Source organism: Mesorhizobium sp. M0037 (genome assembly GCF_040323635.1).
Classification (GTDB): domain Bacteria; phylum Pseudomonadota; class Alphaproteobacteria; order Rhizobiales; family Rhizobiaceae; genus Mesorhizobium.
In genome coordinates this window covers 571,100-594,754 of the sequence record NZ_JAMYVB010000001.1, presented here as the reverse complement: position 1 = coordinate 594,754, position 23,655 = coordinate 571,100, and the positions used below count along the sequence as shown (strand labels likewise).

Annotated in this window: 21 protein-coding genes; 10 read left to right on the top strand and 11 right to left on the bottom strand. The window is 62.2% G+C overall.

All coding sequences use genetic code 11. The annotated features are described in order from the left end of the window. Positions 1-233: 233 nt before the first annotated feature. From NKJ78_RS03085 to NKJ78_RS03070, 4 genes are read right to left on the bottom strand one after another with little or no spacing between them, the layout of a single operon-like run. On the bottom strand, positions 234-875 hold the full coding sequence (locus NKJ78_RS03085) for an ABC-type transport auxiliary lipoprotein family protein (RefSeq protein ID WP_444849047.1): 642 nt from the start codon (positions 873-875) through the stop codon (positions 234-236). Positions 876-912: 37 nt separating this feature from the next. Next, a complete protein-coding gene (locus tag NKJ78_RS03080) occupies positions 913-2,286 on the bottom strand; it encodes an MlaD family protein (protein ID WP_023715969.1) in 1,374 nt (457 codons plus the stop codon). 14 nt (positions 2,287-2,300) lie between these two features. Continuing rightward, the gene (locus tag NKJ78_RS03075; protein WP_023694175.1) at positions 2,301-3,119 is read right to left on the bottom strand and encodes an ABC transporter ATP-binding protein; all 819 of its coding nucleotides are present in this window, start codon (positions 3,117-3,119) and stop codon (positions 2,301-2,303) included. Between the two features lies 1 nt (position 3,120). Then, positions 3,121-4,308 carry an MlaE family ABC transporter permease gene (locus NKJ78_RS03070; protein ID WP_023708615.1) on the bottom strand — a complete coding sequence of 396 codons (1,188 nt, stop codon included), beginning with the start codon at positions 4,306-4,308 and terminating at the stop codon, positions 3,121-3,123. A gap of 77 nt (positions 4,309-4,385) precedes the next feature. Between NKJ78_RS03070 and dgcA the strand changes: the two genes are divergently transcribed. Then, the gene (gene dgcA, locus NKJ78_RS03065) at positions 4,386-5,369 is read left to right on the top strand and encodes an N-acetyl-D-Glu racemase DgcA (RefSeq protein ID WP_023734570.1); all 984 of its coding nucleotides are present in this window, start codon (positions 4,386-4,388) and stop codon (positions 5,367-5,369) included. On the opposite strand, the gene NKJ78_RS03060 is transcribed toward dgcA, so the two are convergent. After that, a complete protein-coding gene (locus tag NKJ78_RS03060) occupies positions 5,340-6,554 on the bottom strand; it encodes an MFS transporter (protein WP_023726894.1) in 1,215 nt (404 codons plus the stop codon). The two genes, dgcA and NKJ78_RS03060, sit on opposite strands and share 30 nt — an antisense overlap. Positions 6,555-6,658: 104 nt before the next feature. Continuing rightward, positions 6,659-7,474, bottom strand: coding sequence for a UDP-2,3-diacylglucosamine diphosphatase (locus NKJ78_RS03055; protein WP_023739351.1), 816 nt, complete (start codon positions 7,472-7,474; stop codon positions 6,659-6,661). A gap of 120 nt (positions 7,475-7,594) precedes the next feature. Here NKJ78_RS03055 and NKJ78_RS03050 point away from each other — a divergent pair, with 120 nt between their 5' ends. Further along, positions 7,595-8,374, top strand: a complete 780-nt coding sequence (locus tag NKJ78_RS03050) for an SDR family oxidoreductase (protein ID WP_023739352.1) — start codon at positions 7,595-7,597, stop codon at positions 8,372-8,374. 159 nt (positions 8,375-8,533) lie between these two features. Continuing rightward, positions 8,534-10,858 carry an NADP-dependent malic enzyme gene (locus tag NKJ78_RS03045; RefSeq protein WP_352459407.1) on the top strand — a complete coding sequence of 775 codons (2,325 nt, stop codon included), beginning with the start codon at positions 8,534-8,536 and terminating at the stop codon, positions 10,856-10,858. A 5-nt stretch (positions 10,859-10,863) separates the two neighbouring features. On the opposite strand, the gene NKJ78_RS03040 is transcribed toward NKJ78_RS03045, so the two are convergent. Continuing rightward, positions 10,864-11,484 carry a DUF1287 domain-containing protein gene (locus NKJ78_RS03040; RefSeq protein ID WP_050593145.1) on the bottom strand — a complete coding sequence of 207 codons (621 nt, stop codon included), beginning with the start codon at positions 11,482-11,484 and terminating at the stop codon, positions 10,864-10,866. Between the two features lie 210 nt (positions 11,485-11,694). On the opposite strand from NKJ78_RS03040, the gene NKJ78_RS03035 reads away from it, so the two are divergent. Beyond that, a complete protein-coding gene (locus tag NKJ78_RS03035) occupies positions 11,695-12,894 on the top strand; it encodes a DUF2865 domain-containing protein (RefSeq protein WP_023739355.1) in 1,200 nt (399 codons plus the stop codon). Here the strand turns inward: NKJ78_RS03035 and gltX are convergent. Continuing rightward, positions 12,812-14,185, bottom strand: a complete 1,374-nt coding sequence (gltX, locus tag NKJ78_RS03030; protein ID WP_023684934.1) for a glutamate--tRNA ligase — start codon at positions 14,183-14,185, stop codon at positions 12,812-12,814. The genes NKJ78_RS03035 and gltX overlap by 83 nt on opposite strands. Before the next feature lie 731 nt (positions 14,186-14,916). Between gltX and NKJ78_RS03025 the strand changes: the two genes are divergently transcribed. The 5 genes from NKJ78_RS03025 (at position 14,917) to NKJ78_RS03005 (ending at position 20,379) form a co-directional block, all read left to right on the top strand. After that, positions 14,917-18,681 (top strand): vitamin B12-dependent ribonucleotide reductase, encoded by a 3,765-nt coding sequence (locus NKJ78_RS03025; RefSeq protein WP_352459408.1) that lies wholly within the window; start codon positions 14,917-14,919, stop codon positions 18,679-18,681. A 92-nt stretch (positions 18,682-18,773) separates the two neighbouring features. After that, entirely contained in the window at positions 18,774-19,139 is a 366-nt protein-coding gene (locus NKJ78_RS03020; protein WP_156951450.1) for a hypothetical protein, read from the top strand. Next, positions 19,136-19,762, top strand: a complete 627-nt coding sequence (locus NKJ78_RS03015) for an ImmA/IrrE family metallo-endopeptidase (protein WP_352459409.1) — start codon at positions 19,136-19,138, stop codon at positions 19,760-19,762. The genes NKJ78_RS03020 and NKJ78_RS03015 overlap by 4 nt, the downstream gene beginning before the upstream one ends. Positions 19,763-19,905: 143 nt before the next feature. After that, positions 19,906-20,070 (top strand): hypothetical protein, encoded by a 165-nt coding sequence (locus tag NKJ78_RS03010; protein ID WP_023700822.1) that lies wholly within the window; start codon positions 19,906-19,908, stop codon positions 20,068-20,070. Between the two features lie 102 nt (positions 20,071-20,172). Continuing rightward, entirely contained in the window at positions 20,173-20,379 is a 207-nt protein-coding gene (locus NKJ78_RS03005) for a type II toxin-antitoxin system HicB family antitoxin (RefSeq protein ID WP_023669048.1), read from the top strand. A 23-nt stretch (positions 20,380-20,402) separates the two neighbouring features. On the opposite strand, the gene NKJ78_RS03000 is transcribed toward NKJ78_RS03005, so the two are convergent. Genes NKJ78_RS03000 through NKJ78_RS02990 form a run of 3 tightly spaced genes read right to left on the bottom strand, consistent with a single transcriptional unit; the run spans position 20,403 to position 22,530 of the window. Beyond that, positions 20,403-21,005 carry a hypothetical protein gene (locus tag NKJ78_RS03000; RefSeq protein ID WP_352459410.1) on the bottom strand — a complete coding sequence of 201 codons (603 nt, stop codon included), beginning with the start codon at positions 21,003-21,005 and terminating at the stop codon, positions 20,403-20,405. 4 nt (positions 21,006-21,009) lie between these two features. Beyond that, complete coding sequence (locus NKJ78_RS02995) at positions 21,010-21,546, bottom strand: hypothetical protein (protein WP_352459411.1); 537 nt, start codon at positions 21,544-21,546, stop codon at positions 21,010-21,012. A gap of 12 nt (positions 21,547-21,558) precedes the next feature. Then, positions 21,559-22,530 (bottom strand): DUF3592 domain-containing protein, encoded by a 972-nt coding sequence (locus tag NKJ78_RS02990; RefSeq protein ID WP_023700825.1) that lies wholly within the window; start codon positions 22,528-22,530, stop codon positions 21,559-21,561. A gap of 163 nt (positions 22,531-22,693) precedes the next feature. On the opposite strand from NKJ78_RS02990, the gene NKJ78_RS02985 reads away from it, so the two are divergent. Then, on the top strand, positions 22,694-23,635 hold the full coding sequence (locus NKJ78_RS02985; protein WP_352459459.1) for a phosphoribosylaminoimidazolesuccinocarboxamide synthase: 942 nt from the start codon (positions 22,694-22,696) through the stop codon (positions 23,633-23,635). Positions 23,636-23,655 lie beyond the last annotated feature (20 nt).

The following is a 23,655-nucleotide window of genomic DNA, read 5'->3' as shown; positions in this document are numbered from 1 at the left end:
TCCGCCTGCGGCACCTTCTCCCGTATAGCGACGGGGTGAAGGGAGATGGCATCAGCCTCGCCGCCCATACTGCGACGGTGACAATTGGCGAAATCATTGGCGATGGCGTTCTTTCTCTTCGTCACTATACGGGGAGAAATGCCCGGCAGCGCAATGAGGGTCAGCGCGAACCTGCGATATTTGGTCGAGTGATGGCTTAACGCGACGAACGATCGTTCGAAGCCTCGACCGGCTCAGATCACCGAATCCGTCCAGCCCACAATATCCTTCGCCGCCTCGCCGAAGGCGCTGTCGAGCGCGTTGACATAGGCCGGATTGCCGCTGCCGGAGACGGGAGCGGATGCGGTAAAGCTCTTCGAGGCGCGCACCTCGCCGTTGCGGTCGTTCAGGATGCGTACGAAGAGATTGACCTCGGCATGCTCGCCGCCATTGACGCGGACTTCGAAGGAGCGGATCTCGACGATCACCTGGTAGTCGATCGCCAGCCCCTCGCCCGGCTTGCCGACGCCGGCAAAGCTTCCGGAGCGCTGGAAGGTTTCGGCGAGCCTCGCCTGCACGATCAGCGGCAGCCGGTCGGCCCATTGCGCGCCCTTGAGATACTGGATCGAGCGATCTGACGGCTTGATGACGATGTTCTGGCTGTCCAGCGCCTTGAGCGCGGAGGGCTGGGCGATCAGGATCTGGCGGCGGCTGTGGCCATGGGCGTCGATCGACGGGGCGGACAGCTCGAACGTATCGAGCGGCGCCGGCTTGCCTCCCAATGCCGCGCAACCAGCCAGCGTCAAGCCAAGCAAAACGACTGCCGATCTATACCCACCCAACCCGAACGTCACGCGTGATCCCCACTGTCCCCGGATCGTATGATGAATCCGCATCCGCGGTCCATGTAATTGCTGCGGGCGGGCACGGAAGTCAACGCCGTGCCCTGCCATCGAACTGCCGGACCTCGCCGTCGCCGCCCGACAGGATGCGCTGCGGGTTGCGACTGAGATCGGTCACCGCCTCTTCGATGCGGCTGATCGAACGCCGGCTGTCCTGGACCAGCGCCTCGACATTCGACAGGCCCTGGCCCGAGAAGCGCGCAATATTGTCGGTGATCGTGCCAAGCCGGGCGTTCAGCGTGTCGGCGACCTGCTTGAACGACTTCAGCGTGTCCCTGGCATCGGCCATGACGCCGTCGGCCTGGCCCGAACCGAGCAGCGTATCGACCCTTTTCAGGATGCCGTCGACGCGCACCGAGGCATCGTTGAGGCGCGACGCAAGCTGTTTGGCGTCCTTGATCGTCTCGTCGATGTCGTCGGCCCGGTCGGCGAACTTGTCGGTCACCTTGGCGATGTCGGCGGCGGCCTTGTTGGCGTTTTCGCTGGCCTTCTGAATGTTGGCGAGCGCCACGCGCACTTGTGCCGGATCGATGCCGTCGAGCACATTGTCGACCTTTGCCAGCGTGCCTTGCGTGCGCTTGGCGAAATCGTTGACCGAGCCGACCGCGGTATCGACGTTCTTGATCACGCCGTCGAGCTGTCCGCTGGTCTCCTTCAGATTGGCGGTGACGGCGTCCACATTGGCGACGATGCTCTTGATCTTGTCCTTGTCGACGGCATTGAGCAGGCCTTCGGCAGCCTTCAGTGTGCCGTCGAGCTTGCCGGAAACACCCTTCAACTCGTCCGACAGCGCGCTGACGGCGGTCAGGAACTTGTCGATGCCGTCGGCATTCCTGGCCAGCGCATCGGAAAATGTCTGGGCGTTCTTGACGGTCTGGGTCAGCGGCCCGCGCACATCCCTGGTGAACCCTTCTAGGTCGGAAAGCACCTTGTCGGCGCGGGTGAAGATGTTCTGCGCCGTCTGCAGCAGGTTGGTGACCGCTGACGGATTGGCGATGATCTCGGCCGTCCTGCCTTCCTTTGCCGCCTCTTCCAGCAGGTTCGGTTCCTTGGGATCGGCGCCCTTCAATTCGATGTTGACCTGGCCGGCAAGGCTGGCGATGCCGATATCGGCCTGCGTCGATTTGGTGAGCGGCGTTGTCTGGTCGATCTCGGTCGTAGCAATGGCGGCATTGGGGTCATTGCGGTCGAAATAGACGCGCTTGACCACCCCGACCTTGACGCCGTTGAACAGCACCAGACTGCCGGGGCCGAGGCCGGAGGCCGAACCCTGAATGCGCACGCGCAGTTCCGCCGTCTCGCCGCGATCACCGATCTGGGCGGTCCAATAGACGAACCCGAACGCCGCCAGGATCGCAGCCAGGGTGAAAATGCCGACAATTACGTAGTTGGCTCTGGTTTCCATTGCCCCACTTATGTCTATGCGCGCGCGGCAAGATCAAGTTGCCGAGCGCGTTTTCCGCGGAAATAGGATTTGACCCACGGTTCTTCGCTTTTCAGCATGTCGTCGATCGTGCCTTCGACCAGGATTTTCTTGTTGCCGAGCACCGCCACGCGGTCGCAAGCGGTAAACAGCGTGTCGAGATCGTGCGTCACCATATAGACCGTCAGATCCATCGTATCGCGCAACTTCACCACCAATTCGTCGAATTCGGACGCGCTGATCGGGTCGAGGCCGGAAGTCGGCTCGTCGAGGAAGACGATATCGGGGTCGAGCGCCAGCGCCCGTGCCAGGGCGGCGCGCTTGATCATGCCGCCCGAAAGCTCCGAGGGAAATTTCTGCGCGGCGTCCGGCGGCAGGCCGACCAGTTCGATCTTGAGCAAGGCCAGCTCGTCCATCAGTTTCTTCGGCAGATCGAGATATTCGCGCATCGGCACCTGCACGTTTTCCTGCACGGTCAATGCCGAAAACAGGGCACCGTGCTGGAAAAGCACGCCAAGCCGCATGTCGATGCGCAACCGCTCGATGTCGCTGGCCTTTTCGAGGTCGAGACCAAACAGCTTGATCGTGCCGGACTGCTTGTGCAGCAGGCCGAGAATCGTGCGCAGCAGCACCGATTTGCCGGCGCCCGAGGCGCCGACGAAACCGAGGATTTCGCCGCGCTTGATGTCGAGCGCCAGTTTGTCGAGGATCAGCTTGTCGTCCAGGGCAACGGTGATGTCGCGCACCGACAGCACGATATCGCTTTCGCCCGTTCCCTGCATAGCCTTGGTCGCCTTTGAGTTTCTGCGCATCATGTCAGAACTCGATCGATGCGTAGAAGATGGCGAAAAGGCCATCGAGGATGATGACGACGAAGATCGACTTCACCACCGAGGCGGTGACGTGCAGACCCAGCGATTCGGCGCTGCCGCCGACCTTCATGCCTTCAACGGAAGCAATGGTGCCGATGATCATGGCCATGAACGGCGCCTTGATCAGCCCGGCGAAGATGGTGCTGATATCGATCGCGCCGCGCAGCCGGTCGATGAAGGCCGTCGGCGCAATACCGGAATAAAGCCAGGCGGCTAGGATGCCGCCGCCAAGAGCGGCAAAATTGGCGACGATGGTGAGACAGGGCAGCGCGATCACCAGCGCCACCAGGCGCGGAAACACCAGCACGCCGATCGGGTTGAGGCCGATGACCTTCAGCGCGTCGACCTCCTCGCGCATCTTCATCGAGCCGATCTCGGCGGTGATGGCGCTGCCGGAGCGGCCGGCGATCATGATGGCGGTCATCAGCACGCCGAGTTCGCGCAGGATCAGCACGCCGACCAGATCGACAACGAAAATGTTGGCGCCGAAATAATTGAGCTGGTAGGCGCCCTGCTGGGCGACGATGGCGCCGACGATCGCCGACATCAGCACCACCACGGGGATGGCGCCGACCCCCATGCGATCGATCTGGTTGAAGATCGCCGCCGGATTGATGGCATGGCCGCGCCCGAGCTTCATCTGGGCGCCGCCGATGGTGGCGCCGAGGATGTTCATCGAGGCGAGGAAATCGTCGCGCATCTCATAGATGCGGCGGCCGACCGCCTCCAGCCCGCGGAGGATGATGTTGGGGCGCCGGACGCCGCGCGATTCGGGCTCGCGCCGGACAGCTTCGCCAACGGCGCCGAGCAGGATCGAGGCGACATCGCTTTGCCCCTGCATCTTGATCTCGACACCCTTCTTTTCGAAGACACTGACCAGGCGATCGATCAGCCAGGCGCCGGCGGTGTCCATCTTCTCGATGTGGGAAAGATCCAAAGCGAGCGTCTGGAAGCCTTTGCGCTGCTCGATCTTGCGCATCTCGGCGTCGATCAGCGCCACTGTCGTCGTCGTCCAGATGCCGGAGAAAGCGCAGCCGAGGACGCCGCCCTCCTCGCCGACCGCAACGCGGGGCTGGTGGTCGGCCTCCTTGGCGGCGTTGCCGCTTGCGTCGCGTTTGCCGATGGTCAACATGGCGTCCTGTTTAGCCTGACGGGTCGTACCTGTCGATTTGCCGACGACGCGTTGTCGCATAGCCGGAGCAGAAAATTATGGCGCGTGTCATTTCGGTTGAGGCCGAGCGTTTTCCCATTGCCGGCACCTTCACCATCTCGCGCGGGTCGAAGACCGAAGCCGAAGTCATTACCTGCACGATCAGTGATGGGGACAATCGCGGATGGGGCGAATGCGTCCCCTACAAGCGCTATGGCGAGACTATGGAGGGGGTGCGCGACGCCATCGAGGCCATGCGCCGGCAGATAGAAGGCGGCATCAGCCACAAGGACCTGCTCGATGCGATGCCGGCGGGTGCTGCCCGCAACGCCATCGATTGCGCCTTGTGGGACCTGGAGGCCAAGATCAGCGGCGTTGCGGTCGCGGACGCCATCCACGTTGTGCCCTTGTCGGCGCTGGAGACGGCCTACACGCTGTCGCTGGGCGAGCCGGAGGCAATGGCGGCGCAAGCCCGCGCCAATGCCGGGCGGCCGCTGCTCAAGGTCAAGATTGGCGGCGACAACGACATGGCCCGCATCCGCGCCGTGACCGAAGCGGCGCCCGACAGCCGCATCATCCTCGACGCCAATGAAGGCTGGATCGATGCCAACATCATCGAGAATCTCGCTTTCGCCGCCGAACATGGCATAGCCCTGATCGAACAGCCGCTTCCCGCCGGCCATGATGCCATCCTGCGCCACATCGCGCATCCGGTGCCGATCTGCGCAGACGAAAGCGTCCACGAGGCGAAGGACCTCGAAACGCTTGTCGGCCTCTATGACGCCGTCAACATCAAGCTCGACAAATCCGGCGGCCTGACCGCCGCCCTTACCCTTCGCAACCGCGCCCGGGAGCTGGGATTCGGCGTGATGGTCGGCTGCATGGTCGGCACGTCGCTGGCGATGGCGCCGGCAGTGCTTTTGGCGCAAGGCGCCGACTTCGTCGACCTCGACGGTCCGCTGCTGCTTGCCCGCGACCGCCAGCCCGGCCTCGTGTACCAGGGGTCGCTGGTGTCACCGCCTGACAGGATGCTGTGGGGCTGAACGCGCGGCGAGCCCGATCAGCGCCAGGCCGACGATGGCGATCGGGATCATCGCCAGGAAGCCGTCGACGCCGTAGCGCTCGTAAAGCGGGCCGGACGCCAGCGTCACCGCCGCCATGAAGAAGCCGTTGAAGAAATAGGCAATGCCTTGCGCCGCACCCGTGCGTTCTTCCGAAACCGTTTCGCCGATCATCTTCTGCAGGCCGATCAACACCATCGCCACCGACACCGAATGCAGGGTCTGGACGCCGAAGAAACCGGCAACGCCAAGCCCGAGTGGCCAGATCAACGGAAAGGCGATCCAGCGCACGATGGAGCCGACGCCGGCGATCAGCATCACCTTGACGACTGAGACGGAGGCAAAAATACGGTTGAAAAACACGAACATGCAGACCTCGGCCACCACGCCCCAGGCCCACAGCAGGCCAACGACGGAATCGCTGATGCCGACCGATTTCCAGTAGATTGAGACAAAGCCGTAGAGGAAGGCATGGCTGGCGGTGATGATGCCGACGCCGAGGGTGAAATACAGGAAATACGGATTGAGAAGGCTCGGCGCCTGATGCTGGATGTCGGCGGCCGAAAGCGGCGAAGCCCGGCGCGGGCGGCCAAGCCGCGGCGCCAGCAATCCGGCGACGAGCGCGGCAGACAATGCCGCAAAGATGATTACCGGCACGGCCTGCGGGCTCGTCCAGGCCAGGATAAAGCCGCCTGCGACGTTGGCGCAGAGATAGGAGATCGAGCCCCATTTGCGCATCGCGGTGTAGTTCGAGCCGAAGCGGCGCACGCCCGACAGCGCGAGCGAATCGGCGATCGGCGAATGCGGCGTCCACACCACCGTCAGCGCCAGCGATACGGCAAGCACCGCCGCATAGGTGGGAGTGAGGAAATAGCCGGCGGAAAGCACCATCGTCGCGGCCACCAGCGCAATATAGACATCGGCCCTGTCCTTCGCCCGGTCCGCCAGCGCGGTCAGCAGCGGCGTCGTCACCACGCGCAGGAACATCGGCGCCGCCAGGATGATGGCGATCTGCTCGGCGTGGAAACCCTGGGCATGCAGCCACAGCGGGAAATAAGGCACATGCGTTCCCAGCGACACGAATAATGTCGCGAAGATCAGACTCATGCGCAGTTCGAAATGGCGCGGCTTGACGAGTTGTTCGGGCGAGAGCGGCGGCAGCGACATGAATCGATCCAATTACGCTGCACAAAGGGCTGCAACGCAGATCGATCCCTTAACATGCGCGAAAGCGGTCCGAAACTGCCTGGGCCAGTCGATTAACAGGAGGGTTATGCCGCTTCGACGACCCTGTCTTCGATCAGCAAGGGGATGAGCGGCTCGTCCGGTGCTTCGGGCAGCACCAGCGCCCAGTGGATGATCTCCATCTTGCCGTCGAAATGTTCGACCACCGCCGTGCAGCTCTCCACCCAGTCGCCAGTGTTGATGTACTGCACATCCTCATAAGTCTCGATCGCGGCGTGATGGATGTGGCCGCAGATGACGCCGTCGACATGCGAGCGGCGGGCCTCCTCGGTCAGCACCGTCTGGAACGAGCCGATGAAGTTCACCGCCTTCTTGACCTTGACCTTGGCCCAGGACGAGAACGACCAGTAGGGAAGGCCGAGCATATGGCGGAGCCTCGTCACCACGCGGTTGACCACCATCGCGGCGTCATAGGCGTAGTCGCCGAGGTAGGCCAGCCAGCGTGCATTGTGGACGACGGTATCGAACTGGTCGCCGTGGATGACCAGCAGGCGCCTGCCATCGGCGGTTTCGTGGATGGCGCGGTCGGCAACGACGATGCCGCCGAAATGCACGCCTTGGAACTGGCGCGCGAATTCGTCGTGATTGCCGGCGATATAGGTGATCGAGGTGCCCTTGCGCGCCTTGCGCAGCAGTTTCTGGACGACGTCATTGTGGCTCTGCGGCCAATGCCAGCTGCGCCGCAGACGCCAGCCGTCGACGATGTCTCCGACGAGATAGATGATATCGGCGTCGTGATACCGCAGGAAATCGATCAGGAACTCGGCCTTGGCCGCCTTCGATCCGAGATGCAGGTCGGATATGAACATGCTGCGGAAAGTGCGGGTTTCTGTACCGGACATCAGATCGTCACCGTTGCTTTCGCGCAGGCTATGCCCCGATTCATGCAACAACCGTATGACGGTTGCGATTGGGCCAGCCAAAGGGCTAGCGTGCCGCGCCATTCACAGGAGAAAATCGTCATGGATCTTGGCATCAAGGGCAAGAAGGCCATCGTCTGCGCATCGAGCAAAGGGCTTGGCCGCGGCTGCGCCACGGCGCTGGCCGAGGCCGGCTGCGATCTCGTTGTCAACGGCCGCAATGCCGAGCTGCTGGCAAAAACCGCAGCCGAACTGCGCGAACGCTACGGCGTGAAGGTGACCGAGATCGTCGGCGACGTCTCGACGCCCGAGGTGCAGAAGGCGATCCTAGCCGCCTGCCCCGACCCGGATATCCTGGTCAACAACAATGGCGGCCCGCCCTTGCGCGATTTCCGCGAACTCGACCGCGCAAAGATCCTCGAAGGCGTGACGCAGAACATGGTGACGCCGATCGAACTGGTGCAGGCCGTCATCGACGGCATGGCCATGCGCGGCTTCGGCCGCATCGTCAACATCACCTCGCTGTCGGTCTACGTCCCGATTCCCGGCCTCGATCTGTCGTCCGGCGCGCGAGCCGGGCTGACTTCGTTCCTGGCCGGCGTGGCGCGCACGGTGATCGACCGCAACGTCACCATCAACAGCCTGCTGCCGGGCAAGCTCGACACCGACCGGCTGCGCGGCCCGCATGAGGCCGGCACGATGGAAGACCCGGCAGCGGCCGCAGCGCGCAAGACCCGCATCAGCGCCGACGTTCCGGCCAAGCGGCTCGGCACGCCGGAAGAGTTCGGCCAGATCTGCGCCTTTCTGTGCTCGGTCCATGCCGGTTATCTCACCGGCCAGAACATCCCGGTCGATGGCGGCCTCTATGTCAGCGCGTTCTGAAGGGCTCAGTGCATCCTCAGCAGGATTTCCGCGCAACCGTTTGAAACAATTCGGTCTTTTCGGCCCCGGTTCTTTTAGCCGCCCTTGCGTCATTTGGCGTCGCGAAAAACCATTTTTGCGTGCTAAAAGGCTGCAAAGCAGGTTTGAGGGAGCGGCCGCATGGAAGGCGAGAACAAGAAAACGGCACGTTCGGACCTCGACGAAGCCGCCCTCTACTTCCATAAGCATCCAAGGCCGGGAAAGCTCGAGATCCAGGCGACCAAGCCACTCGGCAACCAGCGCGATCTGGCGCTGGCCTATTCGCCTGGTGTTGCCGCCCCCTGCCTCGAAATCCGCGACAATCCGGCGACCGCCGCCGACTACACGGCGCGCGCCAATCTGGTCGGCGTCGTCTCCAACGGCTCGGCCGTTCTCGGCCTCGGCAATATCGGCCCGCTCGCCTCCAAGCCGGTGATGGAAGGCAAGGCGGTGCTGTTCAAGAAATTCGCCGGCATCGACGTCTTCGACATCGAGATCGACGCGCCGGGCATAGAGCGCATGGTCGAGACGATCTCGGCGCTGGAACCGACATTCGGCGGCATCAATCTCGAGGACATCAAGGCGCCCGAATGCTTCGAGGTCGAGGCGCAGTTGAAGGCCCGCATGAGCATTCCCGTCTTCCATGACGACCAGCATGGCACCGCCATCATCGTCGCCGCCGCGGTGCTCAACGGGCTGGAATTCGCCGGCAAGACCATTTCCGACATCAAGATCGTCACCTCAGGCGCCGGTGCGGCAGCGCTCGCCTGCCTCAACCTGTTGGTCTCGCTTGGCGCCAAGGTAGAGAATATCTGGGTCACCGACCGCTTCGGCGTCGCCTACAAGGGCCGCACCGACGAGATGGATCGCTGGAAAGACCCCTATGTGAAGGACACCGAGGCGCGCACGCTGGCCGATGTGATCCCTGGCGCCGACGTTTTTCTCGGCCTGTCGGCCGCCGGCGTGCTGAAGCCGGAATTGCTTGATCATATGGCGCCTAAGCCGTTGATCCTGGCGCTGGCCAACCCCAATCCCGAGATCATGCCGGAGGTCGCGCGCGCCGCTCGTCCCGACGCGATGATCTGCACCGGCCGTTCCGATTTCCCCAATCAGGTCAACAACGTGCTTTGTTTTCCTTACATCTTCCGCGGTGCGCTGGATTGCGGCGCCAGCGCCATCAACGAGGAGATGAAGATGGCCGCGGTCCGGGCGATCGCCGCGCTTGCCCGCGAAGAACCATCCGACGTCGCCGCCCGCGCCTATTCCGGCGAGACGCCGATCTTCGGACCCGACTTCCTTATCCCCTCGCCCTTCGATCCCCGCCTGATCCTGCGCATCGCGCCGGCGGTGGCCAAGGCTGCCTGCGACACCGGCGTCGCGACCCGGCCGATCACCGACTTCGCCGCCTATATCGACCAGCTCAACCGCTTCGTCTTCCGCTCCGGCCTGGTGATGAAGCCGGTGTTTTCGTCGGCCAAGGCGTCGACCGCCAAGCGCGTCATCTATGCCGACGGCGAGGACGAGCGCGTGCTGCGCGCAGCCCAGGTGGTGCTGGAGGAAGGCATTGCCGAGCCGATCCTGATCGGCCGCCCGCATGTCATCGAGGTCAGGCTGAAGCGCTACGGCCTGCGTATCAAGCCGGGCGTTGATTTCGGCCTGATCAACCCGGAAGACGATCCGCGCTACCGCCATTATGTCGACCTGTTGATCGAGCTTGCCGGCCGGCGCGGCGTGACGACGGAGGCCGCGCGCACCATGGTGCGCACCGACAATACGGTGATTGCCGCGCTGGCGCTGAAGCGCGGCGATGCCGACGCCATGATCTGCGGCCTCGAGGGCCGTTTCGAGCGGCATCTGCGCAATGTGACGCTGGTCATCGGACCACGCGCAGGCGTCAAGGACCGCGACCTGTCGACGCTGTCGATGCTGATCTCGCAACGCGGCATCATCTTCCTCACCGACACCCATGTCTCGGTCGACCCGACGGCCGAGGAGATCGCCGAAATGACCATTCTGGCGGCGGAGGAAATCCAGCGGTTCGGCATCGAGCCGAAGGCAGCGCTGCTGTCGCATTCGGATTTCGGCTCGCGCGATTCCCCCAGCGCGCTGAAGATGCGGCAGGCGGCGGCGATCCTGGCGCGAGTTGCGCCCGACCTGCAATGCGACGGCGAGATGCATGCCGATTCAGCCCTGTCGGAGCATCTGCGCCAGCGCGTCTATCCGCATTCGCGGCTGAAGGGCGAAGCCAATCTCCTGGTGTTCCCCAACCTCGACTCCGCCAACATCACGCTGACCGCGCTGCGCACGATGATGGATGCGCTGCATGTCGGGCCGATCCTGCTTGGCACCGACAAGCCGGCGCATATTTTGACGCCGTCGGTGACCTCGCGCGGCGTCGTCAACATGACGGCGCTTGCGGTGGTCGAGGCGGCGCACAAGGCACAGGCGGTGGTTCATTTCAACTGACGCCGTCAGGCAGGCACGAAACGGTAATGCCCGGTCTGCGTGAAGGCAAACAGCGTGTCCTCCTCGCGGGCGCCCGCCCCGATATTGTGGATGACCAGCGCTCGTTCCGGCACGTCCGCCGAGCGTTCGGATGAGACGATGACGATGTGCGGCAGGTTGCCGGGCAGCATCTGGGTGACGATATCGCCCGGCTGAAAGTCGGGAGGATACTCGCTGGCGGGCAAGGAAACTCCGTTGCGTCCGAAAAAAGCGGCAAGATTGCCGACCCGTCGGTGGTCGATGTTGCGGTCGGTCGATTTCAGGCCCCAGGTCTTGGGATAGGCGGCGAAATTGGCGGCCATATCCTCATGCACCAGTTTCTGCAGGTCGAGATTGAAGGCGCGGCGATAGGCGCGCACGATGACATCCGTGCACACGCCCCTATCCGGCGCGACGTCGCCGCCGGGATAGCCGAGGCGGACATAGGCCGGGTCGTAGAAGGTGGTGACGCCGATCTGCTCACGCGCGGCTTCGACCAATTTGCTGCGCCAGTCCGGAGCGGCTGGATTTTCCTGCGCCAAGGGTGCGGGCGCCGCTAGGCACAACAGACCGAACTGCAGCGCGGTTCGACGGGTAAGCGTGGTCATGCCCGGTCCCCGGGTTTTGCTGGATCGAGGGATAATTCCGGGGCGATTGCGCCTTTTTCATGCAGCGGTGAGATCGCACAGTTGCCGCTCTATCCAAACGCCTCCTTCAACGCGTCTATGGGCTAAGACCATCTTTGGTTGTAGATTGAGGGAACGATTAACCGCGAATCCGGTAGCATCGCGACAGGCAGGCAAGCGGGGTTTCGGGCAATGACGGGCGGACGATGGAGGCTGAAGCATCTGGCTGCGCTGCTCGGCGCGCTTGTGCTTTCGGCCGTCGCCACCACTGAACCGCAGGCCGCCTCCCGCGTTTGCCGTCAACTGGAAGCCGAGCTTGCTTCTTCATCGAATGGCGGCGGCAATTCCAGCATGGTGCGGAAGTATGACAAGGCCATCTCCCGCCAGTTCGAACAGCTATCAAAGGTGCGCGGTCGTGCGAGCGATGCGAATTGCGGGTTTTCGCTGTTTTCGCGCAATGTCAGCCAATGCGCTGCGCTGAACAGCAGCATCGATCGCATGAACGCCAATCTCGACGCGCTGCAAGCCAAGCGCGCCCAGCTTGCCGGCGGCGGCTCGCGGCGCGACCACGGCCGCATCCTGGCCGCGCTCGACGCCAATGGCTGCCGCGACGAGCCCGCGCCGCGCCTGCGGGAGCCGCTGCAAGAAGCCAGCCGCGAACCGGATGACGGCAATTTGTTCGACCAGCTTTTCGGCGGCAGCCGGCAGATTGACACGCTCGACCAGCCCGACGATCCCGGCGAGGAGCGCAATGTGCGCCGGGTGCTCAATCAGCCCGGCGTGCCGGATTTCCCGACGGTCGGCGGCGAGTTCCATACGAGCTGCGTGCGCACCTGCGACGGCTATTTCTTCCCGATGTCGAACTCGGCTTCGCTCGGCGATTTCGAGCGCGACCAGAAGAATTGCGAATCGAGCTGCCCCGGCACCGAAATGCAGGTGTTCTATTCGCGCGGCATGGAAGACGATTCGGCCAACATGACGTCGTCGGTGACCGGCAGGCCCTACAGCGAGTTGCCGACCGCCTATCTCTACAAACAGCCCAACATGTCGCGGCCGCTGGCTTGTGGCTGCAATGCGCAGGCCGGAAATTTCGAGATCATCGGCGGCAACCCGCCACCGCCCGACCAATCGCAGCCTGATACCGAGACAACGCCATTCATTCCGGTGCCGGCGGCCAAACCCGATCCGGGCGCGGATCCGGAGACGCTGGCCAATATGCAGGGCGGGCTCGACCGCGCTGCCATCAAGCGCCTTGCCGTCAAGCCGGTGGTGTCGCCGGTGTCGCTGATCCCGCCGGACCAGCGCAAGGTCAGGGTCGTCGGGCCAGCGTTCCTTCCCGACCCAGCAGCGGCAATAGATCTGCAAGCTCCGGCCCGGAAGCAAGTCCGGTAAGCGCCAGTCTCAGCGGCATGAACAGCGCCTTGCCCTTGCGGCCGCTGGCTTCCCTGATCCTGGCCGTCCAGTCCTTCCACACCGTTCCGGTCCACGGCTCTTCCGGCAACAGGTCGAAGGCCTGCTGCAGGAAGTCGCGATCCTCGTCGGAAAATTCCGGCGCGGGCTGCGGGCCGTCGGCAAGGATGCGCCACCAGCCGACCGCGTCGCTCAGCCGGTCGAGATTGCCGCGCACCGCCAGCCAGAACGGCTCGGCCTTGTCGCCGGAGATGCCGAGCACGATCAGCCGATCCCGCGCCTCGGAAAACGGCATGTGGTGCATGAGCGCACGATTGAGCACGAACAGCTCGTCCGGGTCGAATTTGGCCGCCGATTTCGACGTGGCGGCGGGATCGAAGCGCGCGGCCAGTGCCGGCATGTCATGCACCGCTGCGACATTTTCCGAGGTGCCGACAAGGACGGCCAGCGAAGCCACAGCCATCGGTTCGATGCCCTCCTCGCGCAGGCTTTCGATCGACAGCGCACCGCTGCGCTTCGACAGGCCCTCGCCCGAGGCCGTGGTCAAGAGATTGTGGTGGCCGAAGACAGGCGGCTCGGCGCCCAATGCCTTGAACAGCGCGATCTGCACGCCGGTGTTGGTGACGTGGTCGTCGCCGCGGATGACATGACTGACCCCCATCTCGATGTCGTCGACGACCGAAGGCAGCGTGTAGAGATAAGTGCCGTCCTCGCGCCGCAGCACCGGATCGGACAGTGAGGCCAGATCGACGGTTTCCTCGCCGCGCACCAGATCGTTCCAGTGCACTTCGGTGCGTTCGGGCTGCAGCGGATCGCTGGTGAAATTCGGCAGCAGAAAGCGCCAGTGCGGCCGGCGGCCATCGGAGCGGTATTCGGCGATCTGCTGCTGCGAAAGCGCCAGCGCCTCGCGGCCATAGACCGGCGGCAGGCCGCGCGTGCGGCGCACCTTGCGGCGCAGGTCGAGTTCTTCGGGGGTCTCGTAGCAGGGATAGACAACGCCGGCTCTCTGCAGCCGCTCCACCGCCGCGTCGTAAGTTTCGAAGCGCCGCGACTGGTATTCGGTGGCGTCGGGAAAAATCCCCAGCCAGTGCAGGTCGTAGAGGATGGCGTCGGAAAATTCCTGCCTCGAGCGGGCAATGTCTGTGTCGTCGAAGCGCTGAATGAAACGGCCCTTGTTGTTCATGGCAAACAGCCAGTTGAACAAGGCGGTGCGGGCATTGCCGATATGAATGCGGCCGGTTGGTGAGGGGGCAAAACGGACGGTAACTGTCATGGGCGGGGCGTAACGGATGCTCTTGGAATTGACAAGACGCGCCCCCGCGCGACGCCAAAGACATAATGCACGCCAGCTAAAATGAAAAGGCTGTGAGCCAGAATCCGGCCGGGCCTGTCTCGGGTGAACCGCTCACCAGCGGTCCACGCCGGCAGAATCGGGCTTTCCTCAGCGGCTTTTTGTCCCCGTTATCCACATATGTGACACACAAGATGTTGGGGTCACAAAAGCTACGCAAACGAATCCTTGACGACGCAAACCGAGTCGCCTTTTATGTGCCATGTGCTCTTGTTGAGGGCGCGACCGGAGAGTTTCGAGCCCGGTCATTTTCCCGGATTTTGTGCGTTTTGGCCATGATTTCCGCCTGTTTACGAGGCTGGCGGAAGCGTTGGATCGTTGGGGCTTCGGGAGCGAAAAGGGAGATTTGTCGGACTGGAATAAATTGTCTGTTAACACTATATTTAGTGTTTGCAGGCAGGTTCGACGCTAGATAGTGTGAATTTCCCTCGGTCGAGGGAATCGAGGAAAAATTCAGTTTTGAGGGACCCGCAGGGTTCGGCGCAGAGTTGGAACAGCGGCTTCGTAAGAAGCTCGACCAGCAAGGCGACGAAGACTGCCACAAGGAGAGCCGGTGTTTTCGAACGCCGGCAGACGGCGGACATGCGCGTTTCGCATTGGGGGCAGAAATCCCCGGGGAAAAGCGCTATATATAGACAAAAGGGACCGGACCAATGCGCATCGAGCGTCGTTTCACCAAGCCAGGCCAATCAGCTTACGCGGAGATCGAATTCCGCAAGGCGCTTTCGGAGATCAAGAATCCGGACGGCTCGGTGGTGTTCCGCTTGGACAATATCGATGTGCCGGCGCAGTTCTCGCAGGTTGCCGCCGACATCCTGGCGCAGAAGTATTTCCGCAAGGCCGGCGTGCCCGCGCGCCTGAAGAAGGTCGAGGAGAACGACGTCCCCTCCTTCCTGTGGCGCTCCGTCGCCGACGAGGCCGAGCTTGCCAAGCTGCCGGAAGCCGAGCGCTACGGTTCCGAAATCGACGCCCGCCAGGTCTTCGACCGGCTGGCCGGCACCTGGACCTATTGGGGCTACAAGGGCGGCTACTTCAAGTCGGAAGAAGACGCGAGCGCCTTCCGCGACGAACTCGCCTATATGCTCGCCACCCAGCGCGTTGCGCCGAACTCGCCGCAATGGTTCAACACCGGTCTGCACTGGGCCTACGGCATCGATGGTCCGAGCCAGGGCCACTATTATGTCGACCCGTTTACCGGCAAGCTGACCAAGTCGAAGTCCTCCTACGAGCATCCGCAGCCGCATGCCTGTTTCATCCAGGGCGTGCAGGACGATCTCGTCAACGAAGGCGGCATCATGGACCTGTGGGTGCGCGAAGCGCGCCTGTTCAAATACGGCTCGGGCACCGGCTCCAATTTCTCCATGCTGCGCGGCGAAGGCGAAAAGCTGTCGGGCGGCGGCCGTTCGTCCGGCCTGATGAGCTTCCTCAAGATCGGCGACCGCGCGGCGGGCGCAATCAAGTCGGGCGGCACCACGCGTCGTGCGGCCAAGATGGTCATTGTCGACGCCGACCATCCCGATATCGAGGAATTCATCGACTGGAAGGTCAATGAAGAGCAGAAGGTGGCGTCGCTGGTCACCGGCTCCAAGATCGTGAAAAAACATCTCGAAGCGATCATGAAGGCCTGCATCAATTGCGAAGGCCATGATGACGATTGCTTCGACCCGTCGATCAACACCGCGCTGAAGCGCGAGATCAAGGCGGCCAAGAAGTCGGCCGTGCCGGAGAACTACATCTACCGCGTCATCCAGTTCGCCAAGCAGGGCTACACCGCGATGTCGTTCAAGACCTACGACACCGACTGGGATTCCGACGCCTACCTCACCGTTTCCGGCCAGAACTCCAACAATTCGGTGTCGCTGAAGGACAACTTCCTGCGCGCCGTCGAGGAGGATGCCGACTGGCATCTGACCGCCCGCAAGGACGGCAAGGTGCTGAAGACGCTGAAGGCACGCGACCTCTGGGAAAAGATCGGCTACGCCGCCTGGGCTTCGGCCGATCCGGGCCTGCATTTCAACACGACGATGAACGACTGGCACACCTGCGCTTCGGCCGGTGCGATCCGGGCGTCGAACCCGTGCTCGGAATACATGTTCCTCGACGACACGGCCTGCAACCTGGCCTCGATCAACCTGCTGCCCTACCGCAATGCCGACGGCACGATCGACATCGCCGCCTACGAGCACACGGTGCGGCTGTGGACCGTCGTCCTCGAAATCTCGGTGATGATGGCGCAGTTCCCGTCGAAGGAGATCGCCAAGCAGTCCTACGAATACCGCACGCTCGGCCTCGGCTATGCCAACATTGGCGGCCTGCTGATGACGTCCGGCATTCCCTATGACTCCGACGAGGGCCGCGCCATCTGCGCAGCGCTCACCGCCATCATGACCGGCACTGCCTATGCCACCTCGGCCGAGATGGCTGGCGAGCTCGGCGCCTTCGCCGACTACGACCGCAATGCGCAGAACATGCTGCGCGTGATGCGCAACCATCGCCGCGCTGCCTATGGCGAAAAGGGCGGCTATGAGAAGCTCGCCGTCAATCCGGTGCCGCTGGTCGCGTCCGACCTGAAGCAGCAGGAATTGGCCACGCACGCCAAGGCTGCCTGGGACCGCGCCATCGAACTCGGCGAAGAGCATGGCTACCGCAACGCGCAGGCGACCGTGATTGCGCCGACCGGCACGATCGGCCTGGTCATGGATTGCGATACCACCGGCATCGAGCCCGACTTCGCGCTGGTGAAGTTCAAGAAGCTCGCTGGCGGCGGCTACTTCAAGATCATCAACCGCGCCGTGCCGGAAGCGCTGCGCACGCTGGGCTATTCCGAGAGCCAGCTCGCCGAGATCGAGGCTTACGCTGTCGGCCACGGCAACATGAACCAGGCGCCGGCGGTCAACCCCGGCTCGCTCAAGGCGAAGGGTTTTACTGACGACAAGATCGCGGCGCTCAATGCGGCGCTGAAGTCGGCCTTCGACATCAAGTTCGTCTTCAACCAGTGGACGCTGGGCGCCGACTGGGTGAAGGAGACGTTCGGCTTCACCGACGAGCAGCTCAACGACTTCTCGTTCGAGATGCTGCCGGCGCTCGGGTTCTCCAGGAAGGACATCGAAGCCGCCAACATCCATGTCTGCGGTGCGATGACGCTGGAAGGCGCGCCCTTCCTCAAGGCCGAGCATCTCGCGGTGTTCGACTGCGCCAGCCCGTGCGGCAAGATCGGCAAGCGCTCGCTGTCCATCAACAGCCACATCCAGATGATGGCGGCGGCACAGCCCTTCATCTCCGGCGCCATCTCCAAGACCATCAACATGCCCAACGATGCGACGGTGGAAGACGCCAAGGGCGCCTACATGCTGTCGTGGAAGCTGGCGCTGAAGGCCAACGCGCTCTATCGCGACGGCTCGAAGCTGTCGCAGCCGCTCAATTCGTCGCTGCTCGCCGACAGCGAGGACGACGAGGACGACGCGGTCGAGCAGTTGATCGCGGCGCCCGCTTCACAGCGTGCCGTGCAGGTCACCGAGAAGATCGTCGAGCGCGTCATCGAACGCCTCTACCGCGATCGTGAAAAACTGCCGAATCGCCGCAAGGGCTACACCCAGAAGGCAGTCGTCGGCGGCCACAAGGTCTACCTGCGCACGGGCGAATTCGACGACGGCCGCATCGGCGAGATCTTCATCGACATGCACAAGGAAGGCGCCGCTTTCCGAGCGATGATGAACAACTTCGCCATCGCCATCTCGCTTGGCTTGCAATATGGCGTGCCGCTCGAGGAATTTGTCGAGGCCTTCACCTTCACCAAATTCGAGCCGGCCGGCATGGTGCAGGGCAACGACGCGATCAAGAATGCGACGTCGATCCTCGACTACGTGTTCCGCGAACTCGCCGTGTCCTACCTCGGCCGCCACGACCTCGCCCATGTCGACCAGTCGGATTTCGACAAGACGGCGCTCGGACGCGGCATCAACGAAGGCAAGGCGACGCCGTTCTCGAAGGGCCTTACCCGCGGCGCCTCGCCGGTCAAGTTGGTGTCTGGCTTAGGTGGCGAACCCAAGGGTTTTGCCGGATCACCTGCCGGAGCCCCTGCCCGGGTCACTCCAACTGCGTTCTCAGGCTCCAACGTGCTGGCGCTTAAACCAGCAAGCGACGAAGCCATCGCCTACAAGCGCGACTATGAGGAGCGAGCCAAGGAACTGGTCGAAGATATTGTTTCCGAGGAGGCAGCCGATCCCACCGGGTTGTTCACCGACGAAGCAGCGAAAGAAGCGGCCGAGGCAAAGGCGCTTGCCTCTACGCGGCGTCAGCAATCCTTGATGCAAGGCTACACCGGCAACGAATGCTCGGAATGCCACAACTTCACCATGGTGCGGAACGGCACCTGCGAGAAGTGCGATACTTGTGGTTCGACGAGCGGGTGCAGTTGACACGAACGAACCTCTCTGCCGCCAACGCGGCAGAGAGGTTTTTTTTGAGGGAGAGTTTCACCTACAGGTGAAAAAGATAGGGAAACATAAAGATGGTCGAAAAAACTCTGACGGCATTTGGGTCCGCATGCCGGGAAATCAGAATGGCACGAAGGTTGCGGATGATTGATCAAGCAAAGGAGTTCAAGTGTTCGCCGTCATTTATCTCCGCTGTCGAGACTGGGGGAAAACAAGTTCCAGAGGGGTACGTAGAAAACTTTGGAAACTGGTTGAAATTGGACATCGTTACGAGAAAGCACCTACAGGCCCTCGCAGATGCCCGCATTAATGTTATTCGCTTTACGCCAATAAACAAAGAACGCGCAGCTCTTGCTAGAAGGTTATTTAGGAAGATCAACAAGATGTCCCCAGACGAGATACGAAAACTGGACGCAGAACTCCCAGGAGATGACAGATGAGTCATGACTATTGCGTATCCGCCAAGAGTCGCGCTGAGATCGAGATATTAGCAGCGGCATGGCGCCAAGCACTTCGCATAGGCACTACTTGCCAAGCACCTGATATGGTTAGTGTCCTTGAAAATGAAATGCCCCGGCTTTTTGGCGATTTCGCACTAGTTGTCAAAGATGACCACCTGATGGACGGAGCGGAAGGGTATACCGAATTTGATCCGCCTTGCGTTGTCTTGTCAGGCACAACGTATCAATCCGCCGCGAACTTTGAAGGCCGCGGCAGGTGGACTGTGGCCCATGAGCTAGGGCATTTGGTTCTTCACAAATCGGCCGTTCCCCTTGATCGAGCCCCTAGGCGATATTCTCAGATGAAAGAGTTACCTGCGTACGCGAGCGCAGAATGGCAAGCTAACGCGTTTGCCGCCGGTTTTCTTATGCCGGAGACTCTAATTCGTGACTTCACCGACGTTTTGGAAATCATGCCGTTCTTTGCTGTGAGTAGGACAGCCGCCGAGAAACGCCTCCAAAATCTTGGCATCTCAGAGCCACATATAATTCCGCATCAGGTCAAGACGGCAATTACAGGAATGCAAAGCAAAGCCGCAGAAATACCAAAGCCGGCTCGTTAGAGCCGGCTTTGGATACCGCGAACAGGCCGGAGCCTACGCGGGGCGACGAGATCGAAATCCCATCTCCTCTAGCAAGGTTATCATATGGGGAGTCGGTTCTCGGAGTCGAGGTAGCTCTGGCAACACAGAGGAAAGATACCCAAATGGCCACCAATGAACGTAAGACTTTCGACATTGGACGAAGCTCAAAGAGCGGCCAATTCATTTCTGTGAAAGAAGCCGAGCGCCGCCCGAACACGACCACAGTCGAGCGTGTCCCCAAGCCCGGCTACGGGGACACCAAGAACGAACCGCCGCGCAAGAAGTAACATTGATAGGCGAAGTTTGCCGGGCGCGTCACCGCGGCCGGCAAGCCGTTTGAGGAAATTGCGCCAGGCGCCTCAAGCAGTCCGGTTTGAAGGAGTGACTATATGCGTTACGCGGTGGTGATTGAAAAAGCAGGCAACAATTTCTCTGCCTATGTGCCGGACCTACCCGGCTGCATCGCAACTGGTGCTACCGTGCCAGAAGTAGAAATCGAAATTCGCGACGCTATACGCTTTCACATCGAGGGCTTGCGCGCCGATGGGCTGGAGGTGCCCAAAGGAATCAGTCTCGCTGAATATGTAGAGGCATAAGCGGTAACCTTCAGGACAACCTCCTACCGCGCCCTTAGCGTCTGCTCGTCGAACAACGGCTCGTCCTGCCCCGCCCGAACGAACAGCACCCTCCGCCCCTCGCCCGCCGGCACCTCGAAGTACTGGATGCCGTCGGGCATTTCGCCCCAGTCGCCGCAGGGTGGTTCGGGAACGTCATCACTCACCACCGCTTTCAGCTCTTTGGCATAGGCAGCATCAGGGCTGAATGTGTAGCGTTTGACGCCGGTGGGCACGGCGCCCTCGGTGTAGGGCGTCAGCACGCAGCGGGCGCTGACTGATTTGTCGGTCTTTTCCAGCAACAGTCGCAGCACTGCGGCCTCTGCGGTTTCGCCGGATTGAATGTCGAACACCTCGACCAGCGGATCGGGCGTGCCGCCATCGCTGTATTTGATGGCGAGCGCATTGCCGGCGAACTCGAAATGGATCTGGCGGAAGCCGAAATCGCAGCGCTGCGCCCAAGCGGCCAGCCCAACCGTCTTGTCGGCCATTTTTTCCCAGACGCATTTGTCGATCGGCGGGCGCGACGGCGACGGCTCGTCCGCATATGCAGCGGCTGATATCGCCGCGGCGGCAAACAGCACGCAAATCCAGACAATCGATCTCATGGCGCTATTCATCGCTGCATCCTGTCAATGTGAAGGCATCCCAGGCCGAGCCGTCCGGATTGGCATTGGCGAAATCGGCAAATTCGGTGAAGCCCGCGCCGAAATCGGGCAGCAACAGCCCTTTCGGCGCCGGTGTCGCTTCGCGTGAATTCAGCTGCTCGGCTCCGCCTCCGGTCAAGGCATAGACCTGGCCCATCCATATCCGGCACATCCCGCTGCCGTCCTCCAGCCCCACTTCGCGGTCGTCGTCGGTGCAGGCATGGCGGATGGTGCCGAGCGGAAACGAATTTTTGCCATCGGTCCAGGTGATGTCGGCCGGCAAGCGCGTGTCGGTGTTGGGCACGGTCACCGAAAACGCTTCGGCCGTCAGTGCCGCCGGCTCATTGTTCAGCGGCCGGAATTGCATCACCGCGCCCGAACGCGGCTCGCGGTAGGTGGCATGGCTGAGCAGACATTCCTTTGCGCTCGCTGCCTGCACGGCGTCGAGCAGAGCCAGGCAAACGACGGCCAGCCTGCGGACGATCATTGGATGTCTCGTCATGAAAGTGGCGCCTCAGATAAAACCGACCAGCCAAGCCGCGCCGCCCAAAAACGCGGCCGAACAGACCCACAGCAGCCAAAGCCCGCGCACCCTGCATTCGAGCACTGCCGAGGCGGGGTTGGCTGGGTCGTAATGCACGTCGACCTTGCCGCCCTCGGCATAGCTGCGCGCCTGGCCGCTGACGAGGCCGGGCATTGAAGCGGTGACCGTGGCGCCGAAGGTGACGCGGTCTGAGGTGTAGTGCTGGCCTGCGACGCCGTAGCTGTACACGATGCGGGATTTGAAGACGGTGCTCCAGCGTCGATGGCTGCTGTAGTTTCGCAGCGTCTGCAGGCCCGAGGAGTCAATGCGGCCGGGGGCGACCGGCCATTTTGCCGCCTGCTCGGCAAGCGACTTCTGGACGAAGGCCATGCGCAGGATCATCAGCCCCATGAACAGCAGCAGCGCTCCGGCGCCGAGGTTCTGCGGCTTGGGCAGGTGCGGCCGGATCGCCTCCAGCACGCCACCGAGCGAAAACACCAGCACCACCGTGCCGATCACCAGCCCGGCCGAGAGCTTGACCATGAACTTGAAGGCGCCGTCCGGCAGGGTGCGTTCGATCACGGCCTTGCCCGGATCGGCCGGATTGTAGAAGACGGTCACTTCAGCGCCGGTGGGAAACTGCGCCAGGGTTTCGGTGACTTCGAAATTCCCCAGATTCTCCTTCACGCTGTAGCGCGAGCTTTGAAATTTCTTTTTACCGACCTTGTATTCGAAGGTGACCGCCGGAAAATTGCGCATCTCGGTGGTGTCGCTGCTGTCCGAGCCGACGCCCGACCTTCTGACTTCACGCGCCTCGACGCGCGACGAGATGATCTTGCCCGGCGCCGGCAGCCAGTGGCTCATCGCCTGCACCTCGCGCCATTTGACGAAGGTGATGAACGACAGACCGCCCGCGATCGCGCAGGCAAATCCGACAATCAGAAATTTGAGCTCTACGTCCACCGCGTCCCCCAGGAGTGCCGGAAGCTGCAAATAGATAGCACGGCGAAGGCAATGTCTTGATTATTCGCAAAGGACGAACCGCCCTTCCTCGGGTATCGAAGCCCCGCCAACTTTGTTAAGAGTCGCCCAAACTGTTAGGAGCCATGAGACCAGGATGACAGCACTGCGCGTTCTCTCGGATGCCTTCATTCCGGAACTCCCGAACCACTACAAAGGCAAGGTCCGCGAGAATTACGATCTGCCGGATGGCCGCCGCATCATCATCGCCACCGACCGGCTGAGCGCCTTCGATGTGATCCTGACCGCTGTCCCGCTCAAGGGCGAACTGCTGACCCAGACGGCGCGCTACTGGTTCGAGGAAACGGCGGACATCTGCCCCAACCATGTGCTCGATTATCCCGACCCCAATGTCGTCGTCGGCACCAGGCTCGACATTCTGCCGGTGGAAATCGTTGTTCGCGACTACCTCGCCGGCACCACCAGCACTTCGGTGCTGACGAAATACAAGAACGGCGAACGCGATATGTACGGCATCCGCCTGCCGGACGGACTGCGCGACAATGAGAAGCTGCCGCAGGCCATCATCACGCCGACCAGCAAGGCGCTCGATGGCGGCCATGACGAGCCCTTGACGCGTGACGAGATCCTGACGCGCGGCCTGTTGTCGGAAGAGCAATGGGACACCGTCTCGCGCTATGCGCTGGCGCTGTTTGCGCGCGGCAAGGCGTTGGCCGCCAAGCGCGGCCTGATCCTGGTCGACACCAAATACGAGTTCGGCACGGACAAGGATGGCGCCATCGTCCTTGCCGATGAAATCCATACGCCCGATAGCAGCCGCTACTGGCTTGCGGCAAGCTATGAGGAGCGCTTCAAGGCAGGCGAGCGGCCGCAAAGCTTCGACAAGGACTTTATTCGCGCCTGGGTAACCGCGCGCTGCGATCCCTACAAGGACCGTATTCCGAAAATCCCCGCCGAACTCATCGAGCAGACGTCGCGTGTCTATACGCAGGCCTTTGAGACCATCACCGGCAAGACCTTCACCGCTGATAGATCGGGAAAGACGGTGCTGGACCGCATTCGCGAGAACCTGCGACCTTATTTCTGACGGCGGCTGGCGGCCGCCGG